At 67.8% G+C, this 25,071-nt stretch carries 18 protein-coding genes and 7 pseudogenes; 11 read left to right on the top strand and 14 right to left on the bottom strand.

Features of this window, described 5'->3' with window-relative positions:
* Window positions 1-357: 357 nt before the first annotated feature.
* The gene (locus ACFV9D_RS35135) at window positions 358-1,770 is read left to right on the top strand and encodes a purine-cytosine permease family protein (RefSeq protein ID WP_385155746.1); all 1,413 of its coding nucleotides are present in this window, start codon (window positions 358-360) and stop codon (window positions 1,768-1,770) included.
* Window positions 1,771-1,776: 6 nt separating this feature from the next.
* Here ACFV9D_RS35135 and ACFV9D_RS35140 read toward each other — a convergent pair whose 3' ends face one another.
* Window positions 1,777-2,346: a HutD family protein gene (locus ACFV9D_RS35140; protein WP_385155749.1), complete on the bottom strand. Its 570-nt coding sequence runs from the start codon at window positions 2,344-2,346 to the stop codon at window positions 1,777-1,779.
* Between the two features lie 285 nt (window positions 2,347-2,631).
* Complete coding sequence (locus ACFV9D_RS35145; protein WP_385155752.1) at window positions 2,632-3,672, bottom strand: vWA domain-containing protein; 1,041 nt, start codon at window positions 3,670-3,672, stop codon at window positions 2,632-2,634.
* A 206-nt stretch (window positions 3,673-3,878) separates the two neighbouring features.
* Between ACFV9D_RS35145 and ACFV9D_RS35150 the strand changes: the two are divergent.
* The 3 genes and pseudogenes from ACFV9D_RS35150 to ACFV9D_RS35160 form a co-directional block, all read left to right on the top strand.
* Window positions 3,879-4,099 (top strand): annotated as a pseudogene (locus ACFV9D_RS35150) (kinase); the annotation flags it as partial.
* A gap of 492 nt (window positions 4,100-4,591) precedes the next feature.
* Window positions 4,592-4,942, top strand: a complete 351-nt coding sequence (locus tag ACFV9D_RS35155) for a hypothetical protein (protein ID WP_385155755.1) — start codon at window positions 4,592-4,594, stop codon at window positions 4,940-4,942.
* Between the two features lie 126 nt (window positions 4,943-5,068).
* Window positions 5,069-5,293: a hypothetical protein gene (locus ACFV9D_RS35160; protein WP_385155758.1), complete on the top strand. Its 225-nt coding sequence runs from the start codon at window positions 5,069-5,071 to the stop codon at window positions 5,291-5,293.
* 96 nt (window positions 5,294-5,389) lie between these two features.
* Here the strand turns inward: ACFV9D_RS35160 and ACFV9D_RS35165 are convergent, their stop codons facing one another.
* Together ACFV9D_RS35165 and ACFV9D_RS35170 are read right to left on the bottom strand one after the other, a co-directional pair.
* Window positions 5,390-5,935, bottom strand: coding sequence for a transposase (locus ACFV9D_RS35165; protein WP_385155761.1), 546 nt, complete (start codon window positions 5,933-5,935; stop codon window positions 5,390-5,392).
* Between the two features lie 269 nt (window positions 5,936-6,204).
* Window positions 6,205-6,627 carry a hypothetical protein gene (locus ACFV9D_RS35170; protein ID WP_385155764.1) on the bottom strand — a complete coding sequence of 141 codons (423 nt, stop codon included), beginning with the start codon at window positions 6,625-6,627 and terminating at the stop codon, window positions 6,205-6,207.
* Between the two features lie 516 nt (window positions 6,628-7,143).
* Here ACFV9D_RS35170 and ACFV9D_RS35175 point away from each other — a divergent pair.
* Window positions 7,144-7,619 (top strand): annotated as a pseudogene (locus ACFV9D_RS35175) (IS5 family transposase); the annotation flags it as partial.
* Between the two features lie 15 nt (window positions 7,620-7,634).
* Here the strand turns inward: ACFV9D_RS35175 and ACFV9D_RS35180 are convergent.
* Window positions 7,635-8,246: a DUF6461 domain-containing protein gene (locus ACFV9D_RS35180; protein WP_385155767.1), complete on the bottom strand. Its 612-nt coding sequence runs from the start codon at window positions 8,244-8,246 to the stop codon at window positions 7,635-7,637.
* A gap of 233 nt (window positions 8,247-8,479) precedes the next feature.
* A pseudogene (locus ACFV9D_RS35185) lies at window positions 8,480-9,397 on the bottom strand (aminoglycoside phosphotransferase family protein).
* 3 nt (window positions 9,398-9,400) lie between these two features.
* Between ACFV9D_RS35185 and ACFV9D_RS35190 the strand changes: the two are divergent.
* Window positions 9,401-9,544: pseudogene (locus ACFV9D_RS35190) on the top strand (ATP-binding protein); the annotation flags it as partial.
* Between the two features lie 33 nt (window positions 9,545-9,577).
* Here the strand turns inward: ACFV9D_RS35190 and ACFV9D_RS35195 are convergent.
* Window positions 9,578-10,177, bottom strand: coding sequence for an HAD domain-containing protein (locus tag ACFV9D_RS35195; RefSeq protein ID WP_385155770.1), 600 nt, complete (start codon window positions 10,175-10,177; stop codon window positions 9,578-9,580).
* A gap of 641 nt (window positions 10,178-10,818) precedes the next feature.
* On the opposite strand from ACFV9D_RS35195, the gene ACFV9D_RS35200 reads away from it, so the two are divergent.
* A complete protein-coding gene (locus ACFV9D_RS35200; RefSeq protein WP_385155773.1) occupies window positions 10,819-12,051 on the top strand; it encodes an NAD(P)/FAD-dependent oxidoreductase in 1,233 nt (410 codons plus the stop codon).
* Window positions 12,052-12,335: 284 nt separating this feature from the next.
* On the opposite strand, the gene ACFV9D_RS35205 is transcribed toward ACFV9D_RS35200, so the two are convergent.
* Window positions 12,336-12,629 (bottom strand): hypothetical protein, encoded by a 294-nt coding sequence (locus ACFV9D_RS35205; protein WP_385155776.1) that lies wholly within the window; start codon window positions 12,627-12,629, stop codon window positions 12,336-12,338.
* Between the two features lie 310 nt (window positions 12,630-12,939).
* On the opposite strand from ACFV9D_RS35205, the gene ACFV9D_RS35210 reads away from it, so the two are divergent.
* Window positions 12,940-13,245, top strand: a complete 306-nt coding sequence (locus ACFV9D_RS35210) for a hypothetical protein (RefSeq protein ID WP_385155779.1) — start codon at window positions 12,940-12,942, stop codon at window positions 13,243-13,245.
* 1,006 nt (window positions 13,246-14,251) lie between these two features.
* On the opposite strand, the gene ACFV9D_RS35215 is transcribed toward ACFV9D_RS35210, so the two are convergent.
* Window positions 14,252-14,383, bottom strand: coding sequence for a hypothetical protein (locus ACFV9D_RS35215; RefSeq protein WP_385155782.1), 132 nt, complete (start codon window positions 14,381-14,383; stop codon window positions 14,252-14,254).
* A gap of 504 nt (window positions 14,384-14,887) precedes the next feature.
* Here ACFV9D_RS35215 and ACFV9D_RS35220 point away from each other — a divergent pair.
* On the top strand, window positions 14,888-15,985 hold the full coding sequence (locus tag ACFV9D_RS35220; protein ID WP_385155819.1) for a methyltransferase domain-containing protein: 1,098 nt from the start codon (window positions 14,888-14,890) through the stop codon (window positions 15,983-15,985).
* On the opposite strand, the pseudogene ACFV9D_RS35225 reads toward ACFV9D_RS35220, so the two are convergent.
* Both ACFV9D_RS35225 and ACFV9D_RS35230 read right to left on the bottom strand, forming a co-directional pair.
* Window positions 15,975-16,176: pseudogene (locus ACFV9D_RS35225) on the bottom strand (hypothetical protein); the annotation flags it as partial. The gene ACFV9D_RS35220 and the pseudogene ACFV9D_RS35225 overlap by 11 nt on opposite strands.
* 906 nt (window positions 16,177-17,082) lie before the next feature.
* Window positions 17,083-17,562 (bottom strand): diadenosine tetraphosphate hydrolase, encoded by a 480-nt coding sequence (locus tag ACFV9D_RS35230; RefSeq protein WP_385155785.1) that lies wholly within the window; start codon window positions 17,560-17,562, stop codon window positions 17,083-17,085.
* Between the two features lie 1,398 nt (window positions 17,563-18,960).
* Here ACFV9D_RS35230 and ACFV9D_RS35235 point away from each other — a divergent pair.
* On the top strand, window positions 18,961-19,893 hold the full coding sequence (locus tag ACFV9D_RS35235; RefSeq protein WP_385155788.1) for a hypothetical protein: 933 nt from the start codon (window positions 18,961-18,963) through the stop codon (window positions 19,891-19,893).
* A gap of 37 nt (window positions 19,894-19,930) precedes the next feature.
* Here the strand turns inward: ACFV9D_RS35235 and ACFV9D_RS35240 are convergent.
* From ACFV9D_RS35240 to ACFV9D_RS35250, 3 genes and pseudogenes are all read right to left on the bottom strand, one after another.
* A pseudogene (locus ACFV9D_RS35240) lies at window positions 19,931-20,635 on the bottom strand (IS5 family transposase); the annotation flags it as partial.
* 12 nt (window positions 20,636-20,647) lie between these two features.
* Window positions 20,648-21,877 (bottom strand): hypothetical protein, encoded by a 1,230-nt coding sequence (locus ACFV9D_RS35245; protein WP_385155791.1) that lies wholly within the window; start codon window positions 21,875-21,877, stop codon window positions 20,648-20,650.
* Window positions 21,878-22,262: 385 nt separating this feature from the next.
* Window positions 22,263-23,240 carry a hypothetical protein gene (locus ACFV9D_RS35250; protein ID WP_385155794.1) on the bottom strand — a complete coding sequence of 326 codons (978 nt, stop codon included), beginning with the start codon at window positions 23,238-23,240 and terminating at the stop codon, window positions 22,263-22,265.
* Between the two features lie 1,244 nt (window positions 23,241-24,484).
* Here ACFV9D_RS35250 and ACFV9D_RS35255 point away from each other — a divergent pair.
* Window positions 24,485-24,873: pseudogene (locus tag ACFV9D_RS35255) on the top strand (kinase); the annotation flags it as partial.
* Between the last annotated feature and the right edge of the window lie 198 nt (window positions 24,874-25,071).

Raw genomic sequence — 25,071 nt, forward strand, 5'->3', positions numbered from 1 at the left:
GACTCCCTCGCGCGAACAGCCGGCGCGGCTGCCATGGCGGATTGCCAACGCACCGACTGCGTCGCCCTCTTCAACAGATGAAGTGTGGAAGGTTGATGATCACGGCCGTCGTTCATGTTCCCGGCGGCCGCTCAAGCCCCTCATCGGCGGTCCGCCGATGCCTTCGGTCCGGCGTGGTGGCGAGACGACCGTCGTTGAAATTGTTCATTCAACATCTTGATGTCTGTTCATCACTATGCCAGATTCGGCGCAGCACAACCTGGGTCAACGGCGGCGGGGCAACCCGACACGCCGCAATCGCTGTGGGGAGAGGTCACCAACATGCCGGTCCAACACGCCCATGGGGAACGACTCGCGATGGAACGACGCACCATCGAGGTCATTCCGGACGCCGAACGACACGGCACGCCACGCAGCCAGTTCACCCTGTGGTTCGGCGCCAACATGCAGATCACCGCGATCGTCGACGGCGCCCTGGCGGTCGTCTTCGGCGCCGACGCACTGTGGGCGATACCCGCGCTGCTGATCGGCAACGTGCTCGGTGGCATCGTGATGGCGCTGCACTCCGGACAAGGGCCGCGGCTCGGCGTACCGCAGATGATCTCCAGCCGCGCCCAGTTCGGCGTCTACGGCGCGATCCTGCCGCTGTTGCTGGTGATCCTCATGTACCTCGGCTTCGCCGCGACCGGCAGCGTGCTCGCCGGGCAGGCCGTGTCCGAGATGCTGCACATCGACAACACGGACGCCGGCATCCTCATCTTCGGCGCGCTGACCGCCGTGGTCGCCGTCACCGGCTACCGGCTCATCCACATCGCAGGCCGCATCGCGACCGTCGTCGGTGTGCTCGGCCTCGGCTACCTGCTCATACGGGTGTTCACGCAGTACGACGTCGGCGCGCACATCGGCAACAAGGGCTTCGAGGCGGCGACATTCCTGCTCGCCGTGGGACTGGGCGCCGGATGGCAGCTGACCTTCGGCCCGTACGTCGCCGACTACTCCCGCTACCTGCCGTCCGACACCAGCACGCGCGCGACGTTCTGGTCGACGTTCGCCGGCTCGGTCATCGGCTCCCAGTGGGCCATGACGCTCGGTGCGCTCACCGCGGCCGTCGCCGGAAAGGCTTTCCTGCCCGACCAGGTCGGCTTCCTCGGCCACCTGGCCGGCCCGGCGTATCTCGCGTTCCTCATCTACCTGGTGATCGTGGTCGGCAAGCTGACCGTCAACTGCCTGAACGCGTACGGCGGCTTCATGTCGATCCTGACCACCGTCACCGCGTTCGACGGCCGCTCGCGCATCTCCGCCGCCGCACGCGCCGCCTACATCATCGGCTTCATCGCCGTGTCGATGGTCATCGCGCTCGCCGCCAGCGACGACTTCCTGACCAACTTCAAGAACTTCGTGCTCCTGCTCCTGATGGTGTTCACCCCGTGGAGCGCGATCAACCTGGTCGACTACTACCTGATCTCCCGCGAACGCGTCGACATCCCCGCCCTGTACGACCCGGACGGCCGCTACGGGCGCTGGAACGTCACCGCGCTGACCTGCTACGCCTCCGGCGTCGCCGTGCAGATCCCGTTCCTGGCCACCAAGCTGTACACCGGCGCGATCACCAAGAAGCTCGACGGCGCCGACATCTCGTGGATCGTCGGACTGATGGTCACCTCGGCCCTGTACTGGCTGTGGGCGACGCGCACCGCCAACCCGCCCGCCCAGACCATCCACCCGGCCGAGGCCGAGAGCAGCGACCGAGCGACGGCACCCATCGACTGACCCAGATCACCCCGCCGGCGCGACATCCGCCCACAGGGCGGCAGCGTCGGGCGAGAGCGGCACCACCGCTCCGCCCGACGCATTGTCGTTTCCGTCCCACCACACGCCCTGGCCGGACGCCAGGCCATCCCCGTCAGCGCCCGCCTGCCAGCGGCCGTGTAGCACATAGAGCACGCCGGCGTGCCCGGCTGGCACCACGACAGGGCCGGTGACCGCCTCCACCCGGGCCGTCCAGCCGCCGCGCCGCACCATGATGTTGAGCACCCTGCAAGCGCCGCCCGGCAGTTCCGCGGCTAGCACGAGGTCGCCAGAGAACGCGAAAGGCTCGCCCACACGTGCCAGCAGCCGGTCGAACACTCCGGGGCAGGCCAGCCGCACGCCGTCGCCCGCCAGCAGCGTGAGCGTCCGGTCAACGCCCGGGAACGCCGAGAACGGCCCGTCCCGCTCGATATCGGCGACGCTCGCGCGCCACCCGAACTCCTCGGTGCCCGCCGGCCACGAGGCGATCTCCCTGGTCACGCCCCCGCCATTGCGCCACCGCCCTGCCGTCAGTGTCTCGACATCGAAGCGGTGCATGGGCGGGCTCCTTGACCTAAGTGCGGTACGGGCGCGAATCACACCTGCTGGGCGACCGCGACCGCGACCGCGCGCGTTCGCCGGAGGCAGCGACCGTGTCCAGGGCCCGAGTCGTCCACGTCGGTGAGCTCGCCGACGAAGTGTATGCGGCCCCCTGGCCCGCGCCTCGACAAGAGCCGCAGGTTCGGGCGTCCAAAGCGCTCACTGAGGCAAGAACCTCGAACCTGTTGCAGGTGGGGTGCCGGGACGGCAAGGAATTCCCGGCTCGCCGGAGATTCCAACGCGTCAGATCATCAGCAGCAGCCGCGTGTGCGGTACGAGCTTTCGGTTCACGCTGGTGCTCTGTACGAAGATCGTGAAGTCGTCATTGTGGTCCGGCTTGACGCGCACTTCCACGTCCGGCAGGCCCAGCATGGCTCGAGCCTCGGGCCCCGTGTACACCCGGTCCGTCTTCTTCTCCAGCACCGCAATCTGCTTACGCGCCTGAATCTTCTCCGGCTTGCTCAGCTGGTAGAACGCACCACCGGTGCGATAGGTGTGCCCGCATTCGACGACCCACTCCCGGATTGCCGCGTCACGAGCCACAGGAATCAGCTGGTAAGCCGACGGATCCACCGGGGTCAGGCCGGCCGCCTTGATGGTGTCCTTATTGACCGCCTCCGCACCCATGGAGAACACCGCTCGCGATCCCCGGATGCCCTGGGCACGGCCCACCATGAACTTCTCGGTTGCCTGCCGGATGACCTGCCCGGCCTCCTCCAGACCCTGTGTGCTCGTGGCGTCCCAGATGGCGATGTTTTCCTTCGGGAATCCGCACTGCATCGCTTCGCGCTTGCCAATCTGGTCCGGCACAAGGACGGCCAGCGTCCAGTTGTCCTCCTGCGTCGCGATCATCTCGGCCACCGCGTTCACCAGTTCACGCGAATTCCTGGCAGGGGCATCCGGGCAGCGATGACTTGCGTTCTCCTGCCCATCGGTCAGCACGAACGTCAGGAAGCTGTGGTCGCCGTACAGTTGAGCCGTCTGCGCCAGCTCCCGCTGCGACTTCAGCGCGGCCGCCAGCAGCGCCGTCATTCCACCGACCCGATACAGCTCCTTCAGCGACGGCATCCGCAGCACGTCCTTGTCGTAGATGACGCACTCCACCCTGTCGGCGAAGACGTACACAGTGACGCGGGTTTCCTGGTCCAGTTCCCTCGACCGGCGGGCAAGATATGCAATCTGCTGGTCGGCGACTTCGACGACCTTGCGGCTCAGGTGCGACATCGACGAACTGGCATCCAGCACAAGAGCAACGTGATTGATGTAGTTCTGGTTTCCGGACATGACAGCTCCCCCTCATTCCGACTCGATGCTCCTACCGTCTCACCCACCACTGACAATCGATCTCGGCTCCCAGGTCGGCTGAAGAGCCCACCCGCCAGGGGCAGCCGAACCGCTGCAAGTGGTAGTCGGCCCGGACCGTAAGAGACCCCAGGGCACAGGTCATCGTCGCCGGCGCTGGCCGTGCGCCCGGTCGCCTTTGGCAGGCGATGGTGGACAGCGAAGAAGCCTGGTTGGTGGTCCGCGCGACATCAGCTCCTCGGGTAAGTCGTCCGTCGCGGTCGGAGTTCGTGACCGTTGCGGGCGTGGCTTGGCTTTGGTGGGCCAGGACGACCTGCGGCGGATCGTGCCGCGGGAACGGGATCGGCGTGGAGCGGCGAACATCGGTCTGATCCTCCGCGCACCCCACCCCCTCCACGCCCCCACCCACTCAGCACCGGCACGTGACCAGTGGCCGCGCACGGCCATGCGCGTGGTGAACCACCCCAGCGGAAACCGCGCCAGAGCAGGCGGGCCTGAGCGGCGCGGGCAGATCCCTCTGCGATGGGGAAGACGGCTTGCGCGCGGGGGAGGGAGAAGGGCCAGTCGACCTCGACCCAGGTGACGATGAGGATGCTCCCCAGAGCGGTCGCGTAGAAGATCACACGGATCCCGGAGACCTGGTAGTCCCGCGGCGCCGACGCCGTGGCGTGGGCCTTCACGTCGCCGGGGTCGGCGGCGATCCCGTTCACCGCCGCGCCCAGCCGCGCCACCTGCACGGTGGACAGAGAGCGGACCGCGTCTCGGCCGGCTCAATGAACACGATGGCGGCCGACGCGCTCGGGAGTGGTTGGACACCTCACGTTGCTCTGCCGTCAAGTCGGTCGGCCGTGAGGGCCGGGGCCTTCGAACAGTCCTGACCGGGCTTGGAGATAATCCCGGCATGGTGATGGCACGGCACTGGTACTCCTCGTCGCCCGTCGTGGACGGGCATGCGCTCCTGGATGAGCCGGGCTTCTGGCCTGCGTACTTGGCGGACCTTGCTGAGGGGTTCGCGCTGGAGGCCTTCGGATCGGACGCGGGCGACGCGGACGCCATGCTGGACACGCTCCACGACCCGTCGGCGTGGCCCATGTTCACGGTGCCGCTGGCCGGCGGCTTCACGATCGTCGTGCACTTCAACAGCGGCGAGGAGTTCACGACCACGGACTACTTCCTCACCCATCCCGACTGGAGCCAGGATCTCGTCCTGGCCAGCGACGATCAGGACCGCATCGGCCCCGGGCTGTGCTGACCCGAGCTCGCCGCCCTGCTGGAGGCACCACCGGGTGCGGCAGGCGTCACCGACTCTCACGCCCGTCTCCTCCTTCTTCTGCCTGTTCTCGGCGACGCGGCAGCTCCGGAGGAGGCCGTGACGGCGGTGGTCGAGGCTCTGGTCGCTCAGGGTGCGCCCGAGGCGAGCGAGGCGTTGGCCAGACACCTGCTTCAGGGGCACCCCATGTGGGGCGCCGAGGACTGGTGGTTCGACGATGACGAACAGAGCTGGCTCTGCGACGGCGATCACAGCCCCCGCAAAGTCCCCCTCGGCGACCACCTGCCCCCACAACAGCGAGCCGCCCTCGAAGCCTGCCTCACTCCCCGGTGACCGGCCCAAGCCGCGACAACGGCCTCGGTGGGAGGGGGGCCCCGAAGGCGAGCGACTCGTCGTAGGGCTCCTTCAGGCAGTGGTAGAGCTGTCCGATCATGCGGTTGAAGAGGTTGCGCTGTGCGGCTGCGTGCCGGTCGCCTTGTTCGCGTCGGCGCCGGTAATGGGCGTTGGCCCCGGTGGATGCCGTAGGGAGGTGAGGGCCCAGAGGTAGCCGGCATGGTTGAGCCGGTCGTTCTTCACCCAGCGTCTGGTGATGGCGGACTTCTTGCCGGAGGCGCGGGGGATGGGTGAGGAGCTGGCGTAGGCCTTGAGGCCGCGGGCGTCGGCGAAGCGGCGCTGGCGGCCGGCTCGCTTGAGCGCGGCCTGGATCTGAGTGCGGGTCAGCCGTGCGGCCCGCGTGGGGGTCGGGGCGGTCTTGAGGAGTTCGCTGGCTTCGGGGCGGCACAAGCCGTTGGTCCAGGTGGCGAAGGCGGCCAGGACGGCAGGGTAGTACTCGCGCAGCAGGGAACGTAGCTGGTTGGCGAGCTGCTGCCGGTTCCACAGCGAGTCCTGCTGGGCCCGGGCGTGAACGGCGATCGCGCGGCCGAGGTCGGAGTCGTGCTTAGTTGAAACGCCCTCGCTGCGGAGCCGTGTGCGCATGTTCGAACCCCGCCAGAGGTACTGCCCAGCCGGCCAGATCCGCCGCCGGATTCCCATACCGGTCCCCGGTGCCACGCCTCGCGGGATGCACTACGACCGGGACCGCTGCGGGACTTGCGAATCGCTGACCTCACCCGCCCCGCCGGAGGGCTTGACATCTCGGATTCCACATAAATGGGGGAGATCCGTGTTGCCGAGTTTCGAGAACGGCCGGCTGCTTCACTTCGTAGTGAGCTCGTGGTGCCCAGCGGGCACGGGGCGCCCGGTAGTCACGAGCAGTCAAACCAGTGCCCGATGGGGCGATCCGGGCAGGTGCGGCACTCGAAGATGTAGACGCCTCCGGCGTCGCCGAGGCACAGTTCGGCGGGGTTGTGGGCGTCGGCCTGCCATCGCCGGCCGCCCGATTCGTTCTCGTCGGTTCGGTCCTCTTCGGGAAGCCACGTGCGCCAGGACTCACCGTCGAATTCCCAGCTGGCCACGGTCAGGAGATGCTCCATCCGGCTGCCGCACCCTTCGCAGTCGGGCCAGTACGGTTCCTGCATCCAGCCCGGGTAGCCGCCCAGCTTGATCCCAGGGGCCTCTGCAAGGTGGTGGGAGTACCGCAGGCCGGTTTCGGCGAGCAGTGCGTCGAAGCGTCCTCTGAGCCCGTCGTAGACATCCTCAGGAAGGTCCCAGCTCGGGTACTCGGTCACTTGCTCGGGGTGAACCACACAGCGAGCCGGGTACCAATTCTTGGGAAGCCCGGCCGCCGGTGCCGGGGTGGGCAGTACGTCGCCGATGGCACTGGAGTCCCGCCAGTGGACCTGGGGCAAGGGGTAGCAGAACTCGCCATGGGCGTGGGGGCACCACAGGACCTGGAGCAGGTCCATACCTTCAGGGAAGGGCACGCCGGGCGCGTCGACACGACGGACCTGCACGATGGGAACCAGGGGCACAGCGGGTTCCAGACGGCTCGTGGTGTCCGTGTCGTAGTGCTCTTCCCGGCACACCGGCCACGGCTCCCCGGCAGGCCAAAGCAAAGGACCTCCGACGGAACTGTCCTTGCAGGTCGGAGAACCAGGACGTGGGTGCAGGCGGACGGATTCGCGGCGGAAGGGGAGCAACTCAGGAAAGAGGCTCTCTACGTCGACGGGTCGGTCAGGTGTGTTGCGGGACATACGCCAGACTCTAGAACCCAGGTACGACAGCCAGCCCGCCAGGTGCATGACGGCTGGCACAGAGGAGGACTGACCACGAGATCCATTTGGCCGCCGAAGGCGGTCGACGCCCGCTGGCGGTGCTCACCACACCTGGGCAGGCAGGCGACGGGCCACAGATGATTCCCGTGCTGAACCGCATCCGTGTACCGCGCCCGATTGGTGGGCGTCCCCGCACCGGGCCGGATCACCTGAGCGGCGACAAGGCCTACAGCTCCCGCCGCAACCGCCGATACCTGCGGCGTCGCCAGATCAGACACACCATTCCCGAACGCCGCGACCAGAGCGTCAACCGTCAGCGGCGCGGCAGCCGAGGAGGTCGCCCCACTGCCTTCGACCGGGCCCGATACGTCCGCAGGAACGAAGTCGAGCGCACCATCAACGCGCTCAAGGGCACCCGCGCCGTGGCCACCAGGTACGACAAGAGAGCGTATGTCTTTCACGGCACAGTCGTCCCCGCCGCGATCCGACTATGGCTCCTCCGCTGATCCGCCGGACCGAAGCTACTCGAGGGGCGCCGGCGCGAGGCCACAGATGAACTCAGCGGACGCGAAGAGCTCCGGCGTGAGGCGTACGCCCGTGATGCGGTGGGCGAGGGCGAAGGCGGCTTCGGTGTGCCCGTCGAAGTCCCGGTCGTCGTCATCACTGAGGTCAAATCCTGACTCCCGCATCTCGGTGAGCAATTCGTCCGGGTGGCTGCCGTCGCGGTGGTAGGCGAAGAGCGGCTCGAAATGCAGGCGTGTGGCGCCGTCCTCGTACCAGCAGAAGTGGTCCACCGCATTGACGTTGCGGAAGTGCGACACCACCGTGCGTCCGCGCGAGACGGGGAGCATGGCCCCGTCCGTGACGCCCAAATAGCCGTTGTACTCGACCATGAGCGACCAGCTTCCGAGGGAAGCAGTCCCCACGAGCAACTGCTCATGGCCGCAGACGTCGTACGACGGCTCGCGCAACCCGGCCACGCCGGTGATCCGCACTCCGGACTCGGCTCCGAGTGACCGGAGCAGTTCGTCAGGGGTGAGCCCTTGGACGAGCGTGATGCAGTACGCCTCCATCAGGTCCTCGTACTGATCACTCAGCCATGCATAATCGGCGGCGGTGGTTGTGTCAGCCATGGACGCAGCATGGCAGCCGCCACTGGCAGTGCCCGCCCCTCTTCGTCCACCTCTCGCTCGCCCAATGGCACGAACGAAGACAGAGCACGCCAGGGCGCAAAAGCGCCTCGACCGACCCGTCGGACAGGCCCTAGGTCAGCTTCACCACTCACCCGACCCGCGCGGTCCCTCTCAGGTTACGGCCTGACCAGGACCGGCATCATTCCTCCGGGGTGGTAACTGCCGCCACGACGTCACATCAGCTTCCGCCCAAGCAGCAGCTGAGCAATCGCGACCTGCTCCTGATCCAGCCCGACCTCCTCTTCCTTGAGGTTCCACAGCAGGTTCTGCAAGGCCCGCCCCAGCGTCCACGCGGCGGCCCGCTGCCGGTCGAGGCCCAGCACCTCGGTCATTAGGTCGAAGCGGTACAGCACTTCGGACGGGTCGAAGTCATTGCAGAGCGCGGGCATCAGGTCGAAGCCTGGGTCGCCGGCCAGCGGCTTGGGATCGATGGCGAGCCAAGGCTCGCGGTCCGCGGCCAGGATGTTGTCGTAGTGCAGATCCCAGTGGAGCAGCCGGTCGCCGGGTTCGCCCACGACCTCGCCTACGGCCGCCGCACAGCTCTTCAGAAGCTCACGCTCGGCCGGGTCCGCGACCGTCAGCACAGAGCCCTGCACACTGGCGAGCATGCGCCGTGCGATGTCGCCGAGGCTACGCAGACCGCTGGGTGCGGGCACAGATGTGAGCCTGGCCAGCAGTTCGGCGAGGATCTGCACGGCTTCGCGGGAGTCGTTGAGCGTCGACAAGTGGCGGTCCTCGTCAAGGCGTTCGAGCAGAAGTGTGTTGGTGCCCGCATCGTGCTCGAGCAGTCGTACGACGCCGTCGCCGCCCCAGGCTCCCAGTGCGACCGGCTCGCCCTCGCTCTCCTCGTCGAGCAGCTGCATCTTCATTACGGCCGGCGTTCCGTCGGCCCGCTCGACCGGCAGGACGAGCGAGGCCATGCCGTACATCGAGGATCCGGTCAGCTTCAGTGCCTAACGGTCGAGGAAATGAGCGGCCCGCTCCGGAAGCGCCGCGATGAAGGCACGGCCCGCCGCACCGTTGTACATGGTTTGGGTAGCAACGAGCTGTTCCGGGATGTCAATCACACGGTCGATCCTATGAGCGTGCATGACGCCCTCGCCTCCAACGAATCCTTCGGCGGCTGGACCAAGACGTTCGCAGACCCCCGCCTCTGCGCAGGCATCGTCGACCGGCTCACGTTCAATGGCACCATCATCGAGACCGGCACCGACTCCTACCGGCTCGCCAGCCCATGAGCCCGAGCCGAGGAACCGGCCAAGGCCAGCTGATTACTCCAGGTTCCCGTTGGACGGCCCGCCGCCATCGGGGCGAAGGTCCGCCACCATGCACTGCTGGCGGACCTTCGCCCCGAACGGCTGTCGCAGCCACGAGTCGAGAGCCGCATAGTCGCCATCGGTGAGACCACGGCGGGCATCGACCCGGTGAAGCAGGGCGTGTCCCCCATGGTGGGCGGCAACCCAGGTCCGATCCTTCTGAGTGACCTCGTCATCGACCCATACGAACGGCCGCCCCGCCGCCCATTCGACAAGGGCACGAGTCTTCCAGTGCAGTCCATCGCGTTCGTCCTGCTCATCGACGTCTGACGGCTCCGGCCAGACGATCACGGCAAGCTGCGGAAGATCGAGCAACGGAGCGATGCACTCGTTTGCCTCATCCATCCACGTCGTGGCCCAGACCAGCTCACAGGGAAGCCCCGCCAGCTTGGCCCCGTGCTGAGGATTGATCCTGGTCAGTAGCGGGTTCGAGTCAGCTCCACGCAGATCGGGACCGATCGCATGGACCGGATACTGCTGCGGCTCCGCCCCGAACGGGATAAGCGGCCCGTCGACATCAAGGAACAGCAGCGGAAGCCGCGCAGAGCCAGTCACACCAGCACAGGATAGCGACAGGCACCCACCACCGGTCGCCTCAACGAGAGGACTGACGAGCGGCCCCCCCGTGCGGGCCTCTCAAGCCTCCAGCGGCTCCGTGGCAGCCTAGGAAGACTTCTCCGGTGATCGTCTTCGGGCAGAGCGTGCGGACGCCGCCAGCGCGCGTTCAGGGCGCTTCCCTGCCCCGGCCAGCTGCTCCCCCGACCGTCTTCGTTCGGTCCCGCCAAGATGCAGGCATCAGCCCTCCGCCCCGGCACCCGCTACCCGCGCCGCCTCCCCGGCTCTTGGGGCGTGTGATGCCCGGCCAGGATGAGGACCTGGTCGACGTCGAGTCGAACCGTACGACCCCGGCGACGGATCGCCCTGCTTGACCGCGAGCAGTTTCCTCGGCGCGGGCGCCGGTGGCGACCCAGAAGGCCGGCAGGGCCCGGTCGCGGTGCGAGCGGAGCCCGGCGAGGGAGCGCAACGGAATGAGTGGGACGCAGCATGTCGTGACGTCCAGTTGGGCCTGCCGAGACCGGGAGGCGAATCTGGTCTAGCGTGGAAGAGGGCAACCCTGCTCAGCGGTGACGGCTGGGGCCTTCTGTTCGTCCGGTCCGCCGTCCTGTGGTGATGGGTGCGATCGGCAGGTGAGATTCATGGCCGGCACGGCCGGCGGCGGAGCCCACGACCACGACGTGATCGTCGTCGGTGCACGCTGTGCGGGCGCGCCCACCGCGATGCTTCTCGCCCGGCTCGGGTACCGGGTCCTCCTGGTCGACCGGGCGAGGTTTCCGAGCGACACGATCTCCACGCATCTGATCCATCCGCCCGGCCTGGCCGCGCTGGACCGCTGGGGGCTGCTGGAACGGGTCGTCGAGACAGGTTGTCCGCCCATCGACACCTATGCGTTCGACCTCGGACCGATCGCCATCGTCGGGTCCCCGGCAGGCGAGGGCTTCGAGGCCTCGTACGCACCGCGCCGTACGGTCCTGGACAAGATTCTCGTCGACGCCGCCGCTGAATCCGGCGCCGAGGTGCGCGAGGGGTTCAGCGTCGAGGAGATCCTGTTCGACGGGGAGACAGTGACCGGTATCAGGGGCCATGGCAAGGACGGCAGTACCGCCGCCGATCACGCGCGGATCGTCGTGGGCGCGGACGGACTCCATTCGTCCGTCGCGAAGGCGACGGGCGCCGTCGGCTACGCAGAGAAGCCGAAGATCAACGCCTACTACTACTCGTACTGGGCCGGAATGCCCATGCACGGGATGTTCGAGGCGTACGACCGCGGGGACCGCGCCTTCGCCGCATGGCCCACCAACGACGATCTGTCGATGGTCATCTGCGCCTGGCCCATGCGGGACTTCGAGGCCAACCGGGACGACGTCGAAGGCAACTACCTCGCCACGCTGGCCCGAGCGCCCGCCTTCGCCGAACGGATTGCCCGGGCAACACGGGCCGAGCGGTTCGTCGGCATGGCCATCCCCAATTACTTCCGCAAGCCCTACGGCCCGGGCTGGGTCCTGGTCGGCGACGCGGGATACCTGAAGGACCCCATCACCGCCCAGGGCATCCAGGACGCCTTCCGGGACGCGGAGCGATGCACCCGTGCGCTCGACGACGTACTCGCAGGCCGCCGGCCGCTCGACGAGGCCATGCGGGCAGCGCAGGAGGCACGGGACGCCCAGGTCATGAGCATGTACGAGTTCACGGCCGAGTTCGCGACGCTGGAACCGCCGCCCCCCGAGATGCAGCAACTGCTCCTCGCGGCGTCCGAGAACCCTTCGGCACGGGACGAGTTCGCCAGAGTCACGGCGGGGGTGACGCCGCCCGAGGAGTTCTTCGGGCACATGCAGGAACGGATGAGCCGCCAGACACCCCACGCGGCCTGACTCCTTCGTCCAGTTGGCTCTGTCCACGAGAACGTGCTCACGGCACCGGCTGTGGTCGGTCAACGGCACCTGGGAACGCCTGCCCCAGCAGGTCCCTGGAACGGATTCGGGCCGCTTCCGCCCGGGTGCACGGGTGCGACCCGCCGGCTCGGCGCGAGCCGGTCGCAAGCCACGCCACTGACGCAACGGAAAGGGCGCCCCGTCGGGTCTCCGGCGGGGCGCCCCAGGCCGCTTCCTCCCGAACACAGCGCGGGCGTCGTCCCCGGGCCTGCTTGCGGGGCCGTCTATGCGTCGTGGTTGACCATGACATCGAAGCCCTGAAGTTCGCCCTGCACAAGGCCGTCCTTTTCGAACAGCTGCATCGGCTCCTGAAGCCTGTACGTCTGGTTCACCGGAGGGAAGCCGCTGAGGTTGGTCCGCAGGTTCGCGGCGATGTCCTGCGGCAGGATTACCTCGCCTCCATCCACGCTGATGGCATCGGCGTCCATGCCTCGAGCCTCCGCAGCCTTCGCGAAGACCTCCGCGACCTCTTCGGCCGACTGGCCTCCCGCCGGGATGATGTGGATCTCGTCGTTCACGTGATTTCTCCTAGGGTGCCGAGTCCGGACGTGATCATGCTGACGCCTGGTACGGGTCCGCGGCATGTTGGCGTGCCGTGCGAGGCAAAGAATCACCTCTGGGGCATCGCACGAGTTCGCGCAATTGACGCTTCTGACGCGATCCGACGGAACGGCCCCAGCCCGACACGCCGACGCGCGTTCTCAAGACTCATCAACATGTCGGGAAGCGCTGTCGCCCGATCGTTCCCCGGAGTCAACGACAAGCGCTCTCCGTTCTCACCAACGCAGCCAGAGGGCGTGCTGAGAGATGCCGAGGTGTCACCCGGATATGACAACTTCACGTGTCTGGAGAACCAACTGGATCAAAGCGGTGCTCAGCCTGGCCGGGGTGTGCGCCTCCATCGTCCTGCTGGACACCGCCGACGACATCGTCTCCGCCGTGGCCCACCGGATCGCCACGGCCACCCCCGAGACCAAGCTGGCGTCCGAGACCTCCAACAGCTTCTGGGCAGTGATCGACACCCCGGTCCGCTCCTACCTCGCCCAGCACACCAGCGGCCTCGCCACCGGGCGTGTGGCAGGTATCGGCTCAACGTTCGATGACACGAGCGTGCTGGTCATCAGAGTTCTGTGACAACGATCAAGGTTTGATGGCACAGGACAATGGGGCGCGGACCGGGGAACAGCCCTTGGCGCCAAGCACGTCTGGTGATCGAGCGCCTGCGGCAACAGACTGATCGTCTCTACGCCTCGTCGTCCTCGTATTCGAGAGGCAAGAGCGGGAACCCAGTCCTCGATGGGTGCCCACGCCTCTCAGCTCGACCTCGAGTACGTCGGAGTCAAGCGGCGATCCACGGTGGCCCGGCCTACGCCCACCGGTACGGCTGCGACGCAGACCTGCCAGCCCAGTGGCAAGTCGAAGCCCTCGAACCGGCCGCGCTCCAGCGCCTGGTTCTCAAGCCGCAGAGCGCTGCGCCGGCCACGCGCAGCTCGCCCAGCGGCTCGAGGAAGGACGCCAACGCCAGCGGCGCGCCGACATCGGCGCCAGTTCGACGGCACGGCCGTTCCATGATGTGAGGGCAAGCCTCCCTGTGGAACGCCCCAGAGGGGTTGCACCCACAATTGTCTGCACAGTTGGCTGCACGGTTGCACCGAAAGTTGCACCGGAGGTACTACCGGAGGTGTGAACCCCCCTTTCGGTATCTTGAGCATTTCTCCTGGTCAGACCCCCTGGGCAAGCCCCTTTCGTACGCCGACACCTCTAATTCGTAAGTAATTAGAGGTTCTTGATCTCTGACGGGCGTGGCGCGGCCTGCTGGCTCTGTCGTCCCTCCCTCGCTTCGCCCTCCTCTCCTCAGCCTCCGTCACCCGCTGCCTCCGCCGGCCTCGCAGTCGGCCGGCCTCGCCTCCAGCGATCGCGTACGCGGCGCGGCCTGGTGCCGTCTGGCCGTCGGCGCGCGCCTCGCTGCTGTCGCGCTCGGCCGGCAAATGGGCACATCGGCGGAGCGCTCCTGCCACACTGGCTGCAGCCTCGCCGCCCCCCGTCGGCGAGGCTCTCGCTTGTCCACTGCCCGCCCACGAGCTGGGGTGTTGCAAGGACCACTAGAACTCAAGGTGGCGAGGCCGTTAGTCGGGCTGAATCACTGCCCGTCACGGTCGATGCGGCGGCGCTGGGGGAGCGGCGGCTCGCTGCTGGTGCGCAGCGCCAGCCGGAGCGCGGCGCGGTCCCGCTCGTACGCCGTCCCCTGCAGCCACGTCCGGCTGCTGTCCACACTCCGACCCGACCCCGCGCCCAGCTACTGGCCGCACGCGCTGCCTGACCCGAACGCGATTCCCGGCCGGCTGCGAGGCGCCGGGCCTCGGCTCGAGGAGTCCACTTCTTGAGTGAGGTGCGGGTCCAGGGGTCGTGAGCCCGGGTGGCGCCGGTGTCGTCGCCGGAGAGGTGGAGAGGTCCGGGTCGGCTCCGAGCTGGGTCATGAGCGCCTCGTACAACCCGTTCAGCACGGTGCCGAGGCAGGCCGCGAGGCTTCGGCGAGCTGCTGTGCCTGCAAGAGGATCATCCGGTCCCGACGGCAGAGAGGCGCAGCGGCCAACGTCCTGTGATGCACCCCGGCTCTTGATACTGCTGCCCAGGGCTCGGCCTGCGAGTCGTCCAGATTTACCCCGCCCCGGGGCGCAGCCGTCATGCTGCGTCCCACCTTGCTGCCGTGAGTGAGGCTCTTGACCCTCACGTGGCGTCAGGCTGCATAGTCGGTGCCGTGGAGGATCACTGGACCGTGGGACGCGTGGCCGAGCTGGCCGGCGTGAGCGTCCGCACGCTGCATCACTATGACGAGATCAGGCTCGTTCGGCCGTCGGCGCGGACCCTGGCTGGGTACCGGGCCTATTCGGCGGGCGATGTGGAGCGGCTGAGGGAGGTGCTGGCCTATCGGCGGTTGGGCTTCGGTCTGCGGGAGGTTGCGGAACTGGTCGGCGACCCGTCCATCGACGCGGTCGCGCACCTGCGCCGACTGCGCGGCCTGCTGGTGGAGCGGCGCGATCGCGCTGACGCCATGGTGGCGGCCATCGACAGGGAACTTGAGGCGCGGGCAAAGGGACTGAAGGTGACACTGGAAGAGCAATTGGGGATGCTCGGTGCACGGCTGTACGACGCGATCGGCGGCGCCTACACGGCGACACGGCGTACCGAGCCGCAGATCGCCGCTCGGATCTGGGACGCGCTCGGGGACGCGCAGACGGTGCTGAACGTCGGGGCCGGCACCGGCTCCTACGAGCCTGCTGATCGCGACGTGACCGCGGTGGAACCATCGGCGGTCATGCGGGGGCAGCGGCCTGCCGGCTCGGCGCCGTGCGGGGCCGCCACCGCGGAGAGCCTGCCGTTCGAGGATCACTCCTTCGACGTCGCGATGGCCGTCTCCACCGTTCACCACTGGGGGGACCCGATAGCGGGGCTGCGCGAGATGCGGCGCGTGGCCCGCCGCGTGGTGGTGCTCACGTTCGACACCGACGAGCCTGGATGGCAGGACCGGTTCTGGCTTACCCGCGACTACCTGCCCGAGTTCGCCGCCGTCCTCGCAGAATTTCCCTCGCTTGCTGGGATGGCCGACGCGATCGGCGCCCGCGCTGAGCCGGTGCCTGTCCCGTGGGACTGCGCTGACGGCCTGTTCGAGGCGTACTGGCGCCGACCGGGAGCGTATCTGGAGGATCACGTGCGCCGTGCGATGTCGGTGTGGACGAGGGTCGGGCCGGAGGCCGAGCAGCGGGCGGTACGAAGCCTCAGCGACGACCTCGACTCCGGCCGGTGGGCCGAGGGCAACAGCGACCTCGTCGACCTCGACGAGGCAGATCTCGGCCTCCGCCTGCTCATAGCTTGAACCGCGTCGCAGCGTCAGTGAGCCCTTTTCCAACCACAGGTTGAGGGGTGGTGAAGGACGAGAACGTCTTCACGATGCTGGAGATCCGGGTGCTGCTGCAGCGGAGCTTTCGCAGGAGGCGCCAGCTCTTGAAGGGGGCCATGGCCTGCATCGCCGATGCATCGGATCTTGGCGTGGCTGTGGCTACCAGCTGTCTGGGGTGTTGTCCTGGTGTGCTGTGGTTGTGGTGAGGAGGCGTTCCCAGGTGCGGGGGGTGCCTCCGTGCAGTGTCCCAGTTCGGCGGCGATGCGGCTCCTGGGTGTGCCGTGTGCCGTGGTGAGGGCGTTGCTGGCGGTCTGGAGCCGTGGGTCGCCTTCGTAGGGGTGGGTTTTGCGGGGGCCTTGGGGTTCGCCGGTGCGGCGGCCGCCGCACCCTTGCCTTTGCCGGGTGGGTTGTCGCGGCGTTCGTTGACCTCGTGGCGGGGCCATAGCCGGGTGCCACAGACGGTGGTGCCGCCCGAGAGGTAGCCCTGGGAGGCGCAGGCACGGACGGTGCCGGGGGTGATGCCGAGGACCGCGGCTGCTTCCTTGTCGGTGAGGAGGTCGTCGGGGTGTTCGCCTGTGGGCAGTGAGGGGGTCGGCTTGCCGGCGATGTAGGCGTTGGCCTGGGCCAGGTCGTAGACCAGGGAGCGGCTGTCGGGGAGCAGGGTGGGGACGTGGGCGCGGAAGTCTGGGGCGTCGCGGCGGCGCCAGGTGGCCAGCGGCACTTCGAGCCGGCAGGCGACGTCAGCCTCGTTGATGACCGGACGATTGCGGGGGGTCACGCCATCTCCTCGAGGGCTGCTGGGGCGCGGGCGCGGCCTGGATCGTGGAAGCGCAGGGGCGGTTCCTGATCGTGCCTGGACTTTGTGAGAAGCCGGCGGTGTGCCGGGCCGCTCCTCGAGCGGCCCTTCGTCAGCTTCGCTCATTTCCCGGGAACCCACCCGCCGGTGACATTTGCAACATTTGCAGCATCTGGGCTCGGCTCGGTGGTTGTACCCACGCCCAGACGCCCGGGTCACTGTTCGGGTTGTTGCCTCGTGAGCCACGCGTCCTGAAGGTCGGCGAGCCCCAGAACCGTCAGGCCATCAGGCGCAACTGGTCCAGTTCGCTGCCGATCGCTTCTCGCAGCGCGTCGTGCTGCGGACCGAGTCTGAATCGCTCGTCACTCCACCGTTCACGCGGATAGCGCCACACCGGAGCACCTGCGACTTCGGCCGGCTCCCACTCGAACCGCGGCCACACATGCGCATGCAGGAACGGGTCCGTGTTCCCCAGGATCTCCAGGTTGACCCGCCGGAAAGCCGGGTCCAGCCGCCGGCAGGCACGTTCGACCGCTTCACCGAGCTGGTCCATCTCAGACAGGAATGACAGTCTTTTTGTCCTCGGCAGGTCCGACAGCCGCTGCACATCCGGTTCATCCACGAGAAGAACTGAGTATCCCGGCAGGAACTGGACATCCCCGATGACCGCGAACCCTGATGTCAACCGCCGCAACACGGTCGGGTTCTCCCCCCTCAGGGCAGTCCCGATCCGATCCATCCGCCAGTCACCAGCCATGCGCAAAACCTACATGCAGGTGATCAAGGGCCGCCCCAGACAAGTGAGACGAGGGGCAGACCCGGCCGTTGTTTTCAAAGATCCTCATCACCAGGAGCAGCCAGTGGCCGTCCGGGGCCCCAGGGCGCGCCTTCGGGCGGGTGCGGCCCGGGGGTGCGATGCGACTGGCTGGCTTTGTTCACGAGTTTGGACAGAAGTTGTTCACCATCTCGGGAGGCAGCCGGATCAGCCCTGAGGCCTTGTTCACGAGAACGGGAGGCACCCGGTGGTCCCGACCTCCTCGGGGTCGCCTCGATCGGCCTACGGAGCCGGTCACGGTCCTTCCGCCAGTCGCTGGGCTGTTCGCCAGCGGGGGGCCTCGTCGTCAGGAACGTCCGGCGAGGCGAAGTGGAATGGCACACCAAGGTGGCTGGCCAGCGCTCGGCCGGCCTCGGCGGCGGCAGCGCCCGCAGGGGATCCGTGACGGTGGTAAATGGTTGCCAAGTGGCCTTCCCCGGCTGGGCCGTCCAGGACCGCGACCAGCCGCACGAACCAATCGTGCACGGTATCGCCGTCCCAGAGAGCCTCGACCGCAGCTACACGGCCCGGGAGAGCTGCGGCCCGGGGGGCGAGTGACGGGATATCGAGCGGATCGGGCGGCGTGCGCTGCACCTGGTCGGCAAGAGTCTCGTACCGCGAGTGGACCATCCGCTCCGCCTCGTGCAAGCCCAGCCCCAACGGGCGCAGGGCCTCCCACACGGACCTGATTGCCGAGATCCGTCGGTCGCGCAGCACGTCTGCGTCGACTTCTCGGCGGGTCCGTTCCTCCAAGTAGGCCCACCAGCCGCTCACAGAGCCCCCAGCTGGGATTTCAAGGCGAGTGTCATAGGTGCGAACGTACGTCAGCCCTCCGCGCGCGCCCCAACCGCCCCGTTTGGGCAGGATGGCGCTGTCGAATCTCGTGAACATTGCGCCCTGGTCTCGTGGGCTTGACGCCTCCCGAATCGGTCTCGAAGTGCTGTCCAATCTCGTAGACGAAGCCAACTGGCCGAACAGAGGTCTTCAAAGCCGATACCGTCCTCTCCTCGGCCAGAGCCCCATCGAGACTAGGGTCCACACCTCGGCCTTCCCGTCGCGACGTTCACCTCCGGTGCCCCGGCTCGACGGGAGGACTCAGGCCGGCCCCGGGGCGAGGTGGACGTGGGTGACCGGTGGGCGGGGCGCACCTTGATGGGATCTCTGAATTCGGCCAGGACCGCTTGTCGCCTCATTCGGTCCGGCGTTCAAGGGAGTGAGGAGCTTCAACGAGCACGGCGCGTGTTTCCGGCCGGGACTACCGGCTCGTGGAGTGTGGGGGTCGTGTCGGACGGCCGCGGGGCCATCGAGGTCCCCCACGCAGCAGGCGTCTACGCTCTGCGCATGCAGCGCAGCGATGTCACGCGGGACGACGGCACGTGGGCGGGCCTGTCCCTGGACGTGCACGACCGTCACCAGCCGGGGCTGTGCGTGTTCAGTGCCGGCCCGCGACTACTGGTCTCACAGCTGTCGCGGCCTGTGTTGCTCGCCGTTGTCGACGAGCAACTCCAGGGCGTGGACTTCTGGCGCACCGACGAGTACCGCTCCTTCGTCCCGCCGTTGCGCGCCGATGCAGGGCGGGCTCTGGCGGGCAGTCCGGAGCGGTGGGCTCACCGTTTTGCCCAGTACCTCATCGACTCGCCGGACAGCCCGTTGCATGAGGGCCGGTGGCTGCTCTCGTGCGACAGTCCGCTCCGGCGCTGGCGCCACGCCGACGATTCGCATGCCGAGTACTGGAGCTCGATGCTCGTCGACGGCCATCCGGACGGATACCTCGACTGGTTCGTCCATTCGCATTCGTGGGAGGTCCTTCCGCTGAGGCCAATGCCCGATGCCGACGACAGCCGGGTCAAGGCGTACCGGAAGCAGGCCCGTGAAGGAACGCTCCCACCCGTCTTGTTGTGGTGGGTCAGTGGCCTGGATTGCCATCTGATCCTGGACGGTCACGCGCGGTTCGCCGCGGCGATCGCCGAATCCGTCGAGCCTCCGCTGCTGCAGTTGCACCGCACTGTGTCGCGCGATGACCTGGCCGCGCGCGTCAATGATGCCGTGGGCTTCTACGAGCACGAACTGGCACGCTTCGCCGAACTCCGCGCCGTCCATGGCCCCACCGTCCCGGACGGCGCCGCCACCGCCGGCCCGCAGCTCGCCCGCCTCCTCCACGACCTGAACACAGCGGAACAGCCGACTTGGGCGTGGCCCCTGCCCGGCGGTGAGGACCAGTGGCGTCGCATCGCACGCGACGTGACAGCCAGACAGGACTGGCCTGGTATCTGAGAGGTCGTTTTCTCCCAGTGTTTTATCCCGGGATCGACTATTTGGCCTGTGGTGTCGGGTCGCGCCAGGAGATGGTGTTCTCGCTGGTGAGGCGGCGGGCCATGAGGTCGGTCATGGCGAGGTGGATCATGGCTTCGGAGTGTTCGGGGAGGGCTTCGTAGTCGCGGGCCAGGCGGCGGTGGAGCATGAGCCAGCCGTAGGTCTGCTCGACCGCCCATCGCTTGGGTATGGGGGTGAAACCCCTGGTCCCGGGGGTACGGGTACTGATCTCCATGTCGATGCCGAGGGTGGCGGCGTGCTCGACGAGATGCTGGCGGTAGCCACCGTCGGCCCAAACCTTGCGGATGCCGGGGTGGTCGGCGGCGACCTGGTCCAGGAACCGGGTGCCGGCCACCGAGTCCTGCACGCCGGCCGCGGTGACCAGTACCGCGAGCAGCAGGCCGAGCGTGTCGGTGACGATGCTCCGCTTCCTGCCCACGATCTTCTTGCCCGCGTCGATGCCCTGGCCGGCGGCGTGAACCCTGGTGGAGGTCTTGACGCTCTGCGCGTCGATGACGCAGGCCGATGGTTCGCCGTCCCGTCCCTCCTTCTGTCGCAACAGTTGCCTGAGGAGGCCGTTGACCTGGGCGAACACGCCTTCCTGTTGCCACTTGGTGAAGTAGCCGTAGACCGTGTTCCAGCGCGGAAAGTCGTGCGGCAGGTAGCGCCACTGGACCTCAGCGCGGTCCACATACAAGATCGCGCGGGGTGGTGCTCAGGGGGCAGGGAAGTCCTTCGATTCCGGGTACGTCACGTGGGTGCAGCCGCGCCGCTTCGTGATGTCGTCAACGTATGCGCGGAAGAGGGCCGACAGCGCCCTGGGGCCGAGCACGTTGTCGTAGGTATAGCTGGAGCTGAGGGTGTGCAGGGCGGGCTTGCCGTCGCAGATGGAGGAGGCCCACCACGCGCCGCTTTCGTGTCCGGCCGTTCCCGGTGTGATGATCCTGTCCTGGCTGCCAAGGGCGTCGTATCCCACGGTGTGCGCCTCTGCGTCGAAGTAGGAGGCGGTGCGCAGCCACCACGGCGAGTGAGTGAGCGCACTGCGCGCGGAATCGTGTTCGTCGTCGGGCAAGCCGTCGTCGATACGGCCCACCTGGTCGGGGCTGACCGCCAGAAGGCAGCTTTCGGTGGGGGATGTGTCCAGGGCAGGTGTCGCGAGGGCACGGTCGGGCAGCCGGCCTTGCCCCTGCTTCTGGATGTGTCGGGCAAACCAGCGGCATGAGCCGTCCGTCGCCTGCGCGGGGCGGAGGTCAGACGGTACGGACGGCAACTGCTGGTCAGGCAGGGCGGGCAGCCGGCTCTGGCAGCCGATCCGGTCGGTGAGCGCCTCGGTGGCCGAGCGGGCGATGTGGGCGAGGCGCTCACGGTCCGCTGCGGAGACGTCGTCGTAGTCAGCGCTTGCTGTAACGTTCAGCAGCTTCGGGGCCGTCGCGCGGCTGCCGGGGCCGCACTCGGCGCGGATGGTGGTGTACCAGTCTCCGTACCGGCCCAGGGTGCCATCACCGATTGGTCGCGGTTCGGGGCGCCGGTCGGCGACCGCGGTGACATCGGACTTCTGACTGCCGAGACTGTCGCGAAACGGCTCGAGATCGCTGTCGTCACCGATCCAGTGCAACGGCTTGGACGTGTTGCTGCCCCGCACCGTCAAGGTGAACAGGCCCGTGGTCTTGCCGGGACCAGGCACCTTGTAGACGGTGCAGGAACCGGGCAGCTCGTCCACATCGAGCCTGAACTCGTAGTAGTCGCTGGCTTTTGCCCGGACCATCCCGCCCTGCAGGTCCATCACCGCGGCCCCGGACACAAGCCGACCGCACGCCGCGCTGATGTCGCGCTCGCTGGAAGCGCGGTCCCGGATGTCATCGAACGTCAACCAGCCCGCGTACAGACTCAGCCCGATCCCGCCCCACGCCGTCCACTGCCACAGCCTGATCCACCCAGCGCGCATCGTGCACCTCCCTCGGAACCCGTCCGGCGCGATCACTGCCGCCCGGGCACCGAGCGTAGTTGTCCGGTCTCAGGCGAGCCGAGGCAGGGTGCTGACCAGCAACGTGCTCGGAATGACTTGCTGCGCATCATGTCCGGGGGTCGGGTGTGACTGAGCACGTCCACACGCCAGGCGTACCCTGCCACCTTCCGGAAAGCCGCGCGCCAACTGAACTGCTCACTGGCGCCAACTCAAGTGCACAAAAGTGCCAACCGAGCTGCACAGTCACATCTCGTGTCACTGAGCACCGTAGTTGGCCCCTCTGGCCAACTGAATGCTCACTTCCACACTGCAGAAAGGTTCGCCCGTCGGCATGACCCGCCGGTCACAGGCCGTCGACCGCCCTTCAACCTGCTGGGTGCGGCGGCGCGGACGGCTGTGGAGCGCGGGACCAACGGACGGGGTGTCCGTCGGGGCCGTCGGTGAGCCAGGAACCGTCGCCCAGGGGCACCAGCTCGTACGGGCTGGTCACCTCGACGGAGAATGCGCCGCTGACCGTGCCCGTGCAAACGTCGACCAGGTGGTAGCGGAACCACTCCTCCTCGTCCTGACTCTCACCGCCCAGGGTGACGACGGCCGTGTCCGCGGTCAGGTAGCCGCCGCTCCATTCCACGAAGGACTCCTCGGGGTCGTACCCAAAGGCCTCGACGGGGAGGGTGAAGAGCACGTCCCCGCTGGGGTGGTGATGGAACGCGACGTCGACCTGCCCGTGGTCGACGGTCATGAACTGCTGCCCGGATGGCGCCAGGTCGATCAGGCAGCGGTCCCGCCACGGGTACGTCACGAACTCCGGCACGCCGTCCGCCCCGGCCGTACCCCGGAGAATGAGGGAGCCGTCCTGGCCCTCACCGATGTCGAGGTAGACGCTGCCGTCCACGGGATGCACGTGGTGGCCAGCGCCGTGCCCGACCGTCTCCAGCTCCCGGCGGGCGACGACCGCACCGCTGTCGGCGTCGTGCACGACCCACTGGTCTCCGCCCGCGCGGCCCGCCATCGCGTCCGGCCGGTACACCCACACCGTCCGGCCGTCCAGAGACAGCGCACAGCCAGGCCGGTGGCCATGGCGTACGTCCGAGTGCGGCTCGAAGCCCGAAGCCCACACCAGGTCGCCGGCACGCGTGAGGCACACGACGCCATTCAGCGTCGTGTACACGACTCGCTCCAGGTCGTGCCGGGCTGCCGACGCCACGACCTCGTCGCCGGCCCGCGGCTGGAACACCGCGACGGGCTCCAGCGTCCCGCAGGCACCGGAGTCCACGACGTAGGCATAGATCCGTCCGTCGCGGTGGCGCGTGATGACCTTCGGTGGCAGCGCAGGAATCATCCGCTGAGGCTAATGCCCAGGTCACGCCCATGAGATCCGGGGCGGTGCGCACGCCGAGCGAGGAAGAGATCGACAGGCGTGACCGCCAGCTGTCGGCGATCTCCCGCCTGTCACATCTGAAGAGGCCGCTGCCCTGGCCACCTGCTTCGGCCCGGACGACTGCTACGGCGTCGCCTGGACGCTCGTGCACTTGATCGAGACGGCTTCCGGCCCGGTGCCACAGCTGGAGGATCCTGGTCCGGAAGCCGGCGACTGGGCCGAGGTTCTGCGGGCGCGATGGGGCGGCGAACACCCCACGACTTGACGGCCTAAGTGCATGAGGTGTCCTTCTCCGCGATAGCCGGAGGAAGTGCCGTTGCTGTTCTGACAACCCGCAACAGCTGGCCTGCTCGCTGCGTCGCCCCTTTCTCTGCTTGCTTCTGGCGGCCCGACTGTCCGGGAGTCCACCGTCCTGGGCACTGGTGCGGCGGGGGTGCCCGAGCGGCGTTCCAACCGAGCCGGATCTGGATCTCGTTCAGTAACAGTTTGTGGCCGTCGCCGGGTGGATTGTTGAGGCTGTGGAAGCCGGGGGGAGTTTCTCGGGCGGTGAAGTCGCCCGCCGCATGGGTGTGTCGCCGGGGGCGGGGCAAGGGCGCGTGAGTGCCGTGGTGGGGTTCCTGGGGGAGCCGCGTCGCCAGCAGGGCCGCGCGCCTGCGCTCTGTCCGGAGGTGACTGGCGTGCTTCCGGGAGTGGCCGATGCCTGGCGCCGGTCATCGGCCATCGTCATGTTCCGGGGTGCGCTGGCCGTGTCCGGTCGGCAGGGTGGCCGACGGCCGTGGCCGATGACCGTGACAGATGATGGCCTCGTGTGGCCGATCGGCTGGTTCGTGACCGAGGCCGTTCCCGCCCGCGTCGGTCAACGGTTGTGAACGATCTCCCGCCTATCGGCCACACCTGCGCTGTGACCGATCCGCCTCTCCTCTCCCTGGTTCCGCTCGGCTGGCGGCAGGCTTGCCCGTCCCTCATAGAGGCTTGCCCGGGGGTGACGTCGGCCGGTCGCAGCGGGCTTGCCCATCACCACGGGTGGCTTGCCCTGTCGGTCACCTGGGGCTTGCCGGGCATATGGGCAAGCCCGTTACCTGTTCTTTTGGGGCGTTGGGCAAGCCTTTGGGCAAGCCTTTGGGCATGCCGGTCTGAGGAGTGTTCACGGCACGAGACCGAGAGGATACGTGCCGTGCTCGACGTATCACGCACCGCCCGCACCGCGGGAGCGGGTCCGGCCCGGCGCGGGATCATCGGTCTGATCGACTTGACGGCCCGTTACGACCTCGATGCCGGGTAGCACGTGCTGGTTGAAGGGATCCTGTATGCCGATCACTACGGTGACATGCTCGCACAGCTGTGCGCTGACCACCGCGGCCTGACCCACGCCTACCTGCACGTCCCGCTCGAGCAGACCCTCGCCCGTCACGCCACCAAGCCGATCGCGAGCGGGGTCGGTTAGCCGCAGCTGCGCTCGGGCTGGTACCGAGAGCTCGACGTGCTGCTTGGTGGAATCGAGACCGTCATCGGCGTCGACAGCACCCGGACCGAGATCGTCGACCGCGTCATGCTCGACACCGGCCTGGCCGGCCTTCCCGCACTCGATCACTGAAGAGGTAGGAGGTCAGGGGCTGCATAGCGAAGCTCTCGGTTCGCGCGGCGTGATGCTCGGCCAGTTCGGCTGCGTCGTTGTCGCCAGCGTCCTTCCATTCCGCGGGTGCGGCGTGCTGTTGGGGGGTGAGTGTGTTGTGACGGTCTGTTCCACTGGTTCTGTCCACGAGAACGGGTTCTGGTTCGGGTTCTGTGGTGT

This window comes from Streptomyces sp. NPDC059875 (assembly GCF_042731085.1).
Classification (GTDB): domain Bacteria; phylum Actinomycetota; class Actinomycetes; order Streptomycetales; family Streptomycetaceae; genus Streptomyces.

Excerpts from the sequence above, each read along its gene's own strand:
- ACFV9D_RS35140 (WP_385155749.1), bottom strand. The coding sequence starts at position 2,346 with ATGCACCGCTTCGATGTCGAGACACTGACGGCAGGGCGGTGGCGCAAT.
- ACFV9D_RS35180 (WP_385155767.1), bottom strand. The coding sequence starts at position 8,246 with ATGGCTGACACAACCACCGCCGCCGATTATGCATGGCTGAGTGATCAG.
- ACFV9D_RS35200 (WP_385155773.1), top strand. The coding sequence starts at position 10,819 with ATGGCCGGCACGGCCGGCGGCGGAGCCCACGACCACGACGTGATCGTC.
- ACFV9D_RS35145 (WP_385155752.1), bottom strand. The coding sequence starts at position 3,672 with ATGTCCGGAAACCAGAACTACATCAATCACGTTGCTCTTGTGCTGGAT.
- ACFV9D_RS35235 (WP_385155788.1), top strand. The coding sequence starts at position 18,961 with ATGCAGCGCAGCGATGTCACGCGGGACGACGGCACGTGGGCGGGCCTG.
- ACFV9D_RS35155 (WP_385155755.1), top strand. The coding sequence starts at position 4,592 with ATGGTGATGGCACGGCACTGGTACTCCTCGTCGCCCGTCGTGGACGGG.
- ACFV9D_RS35165 (WP_385155761.1), bottom strand. The coding sequence starts at position 5,935 with ATGCGCACACGGCTCCGCAGCGAGGGCGTTTCAACTAAGCACGACTCC.
- ACFV9D_RS35245 (WP_385155791.1), bottom strand. The coding sequence starts at position 21,877 with ATGCGCGCTGGGTGGATCAGGCTGTGGCAGTGGACGGCGTGGGGCGGG.
- ACFV9D_RS35135 (WP_385155746.1), top strand. The coding sequence starts at position 358 with ATGGAACGACGCACCATCGAGGTCATTCCGGACGCCGAACGACACGGC.
- ACFV9D_RS35250 (WP_385155794.1), bottom strand. The coding sequence starts at position 23,240 with ATGATTCCTGCGCTGCCACCGAAGGTCATCACGCGCCACCGCGACGGA.
- ACFV9D_RS35230 (WP_385155785.1), bottom strand. The coding sequence starts at position 17,562 with ATGGCTGGTGACTGGCGGATGGATCGGATCGGGACTGCCCTGAGGGGG.
- ACFV9D_RS35210 (WP_385155779.1), top strand. The coding sequence starts at position 12,940 with ATGACAACTTCACGTGTCTGGAGAACCAACTGGATCAAAGCGGTGCTC.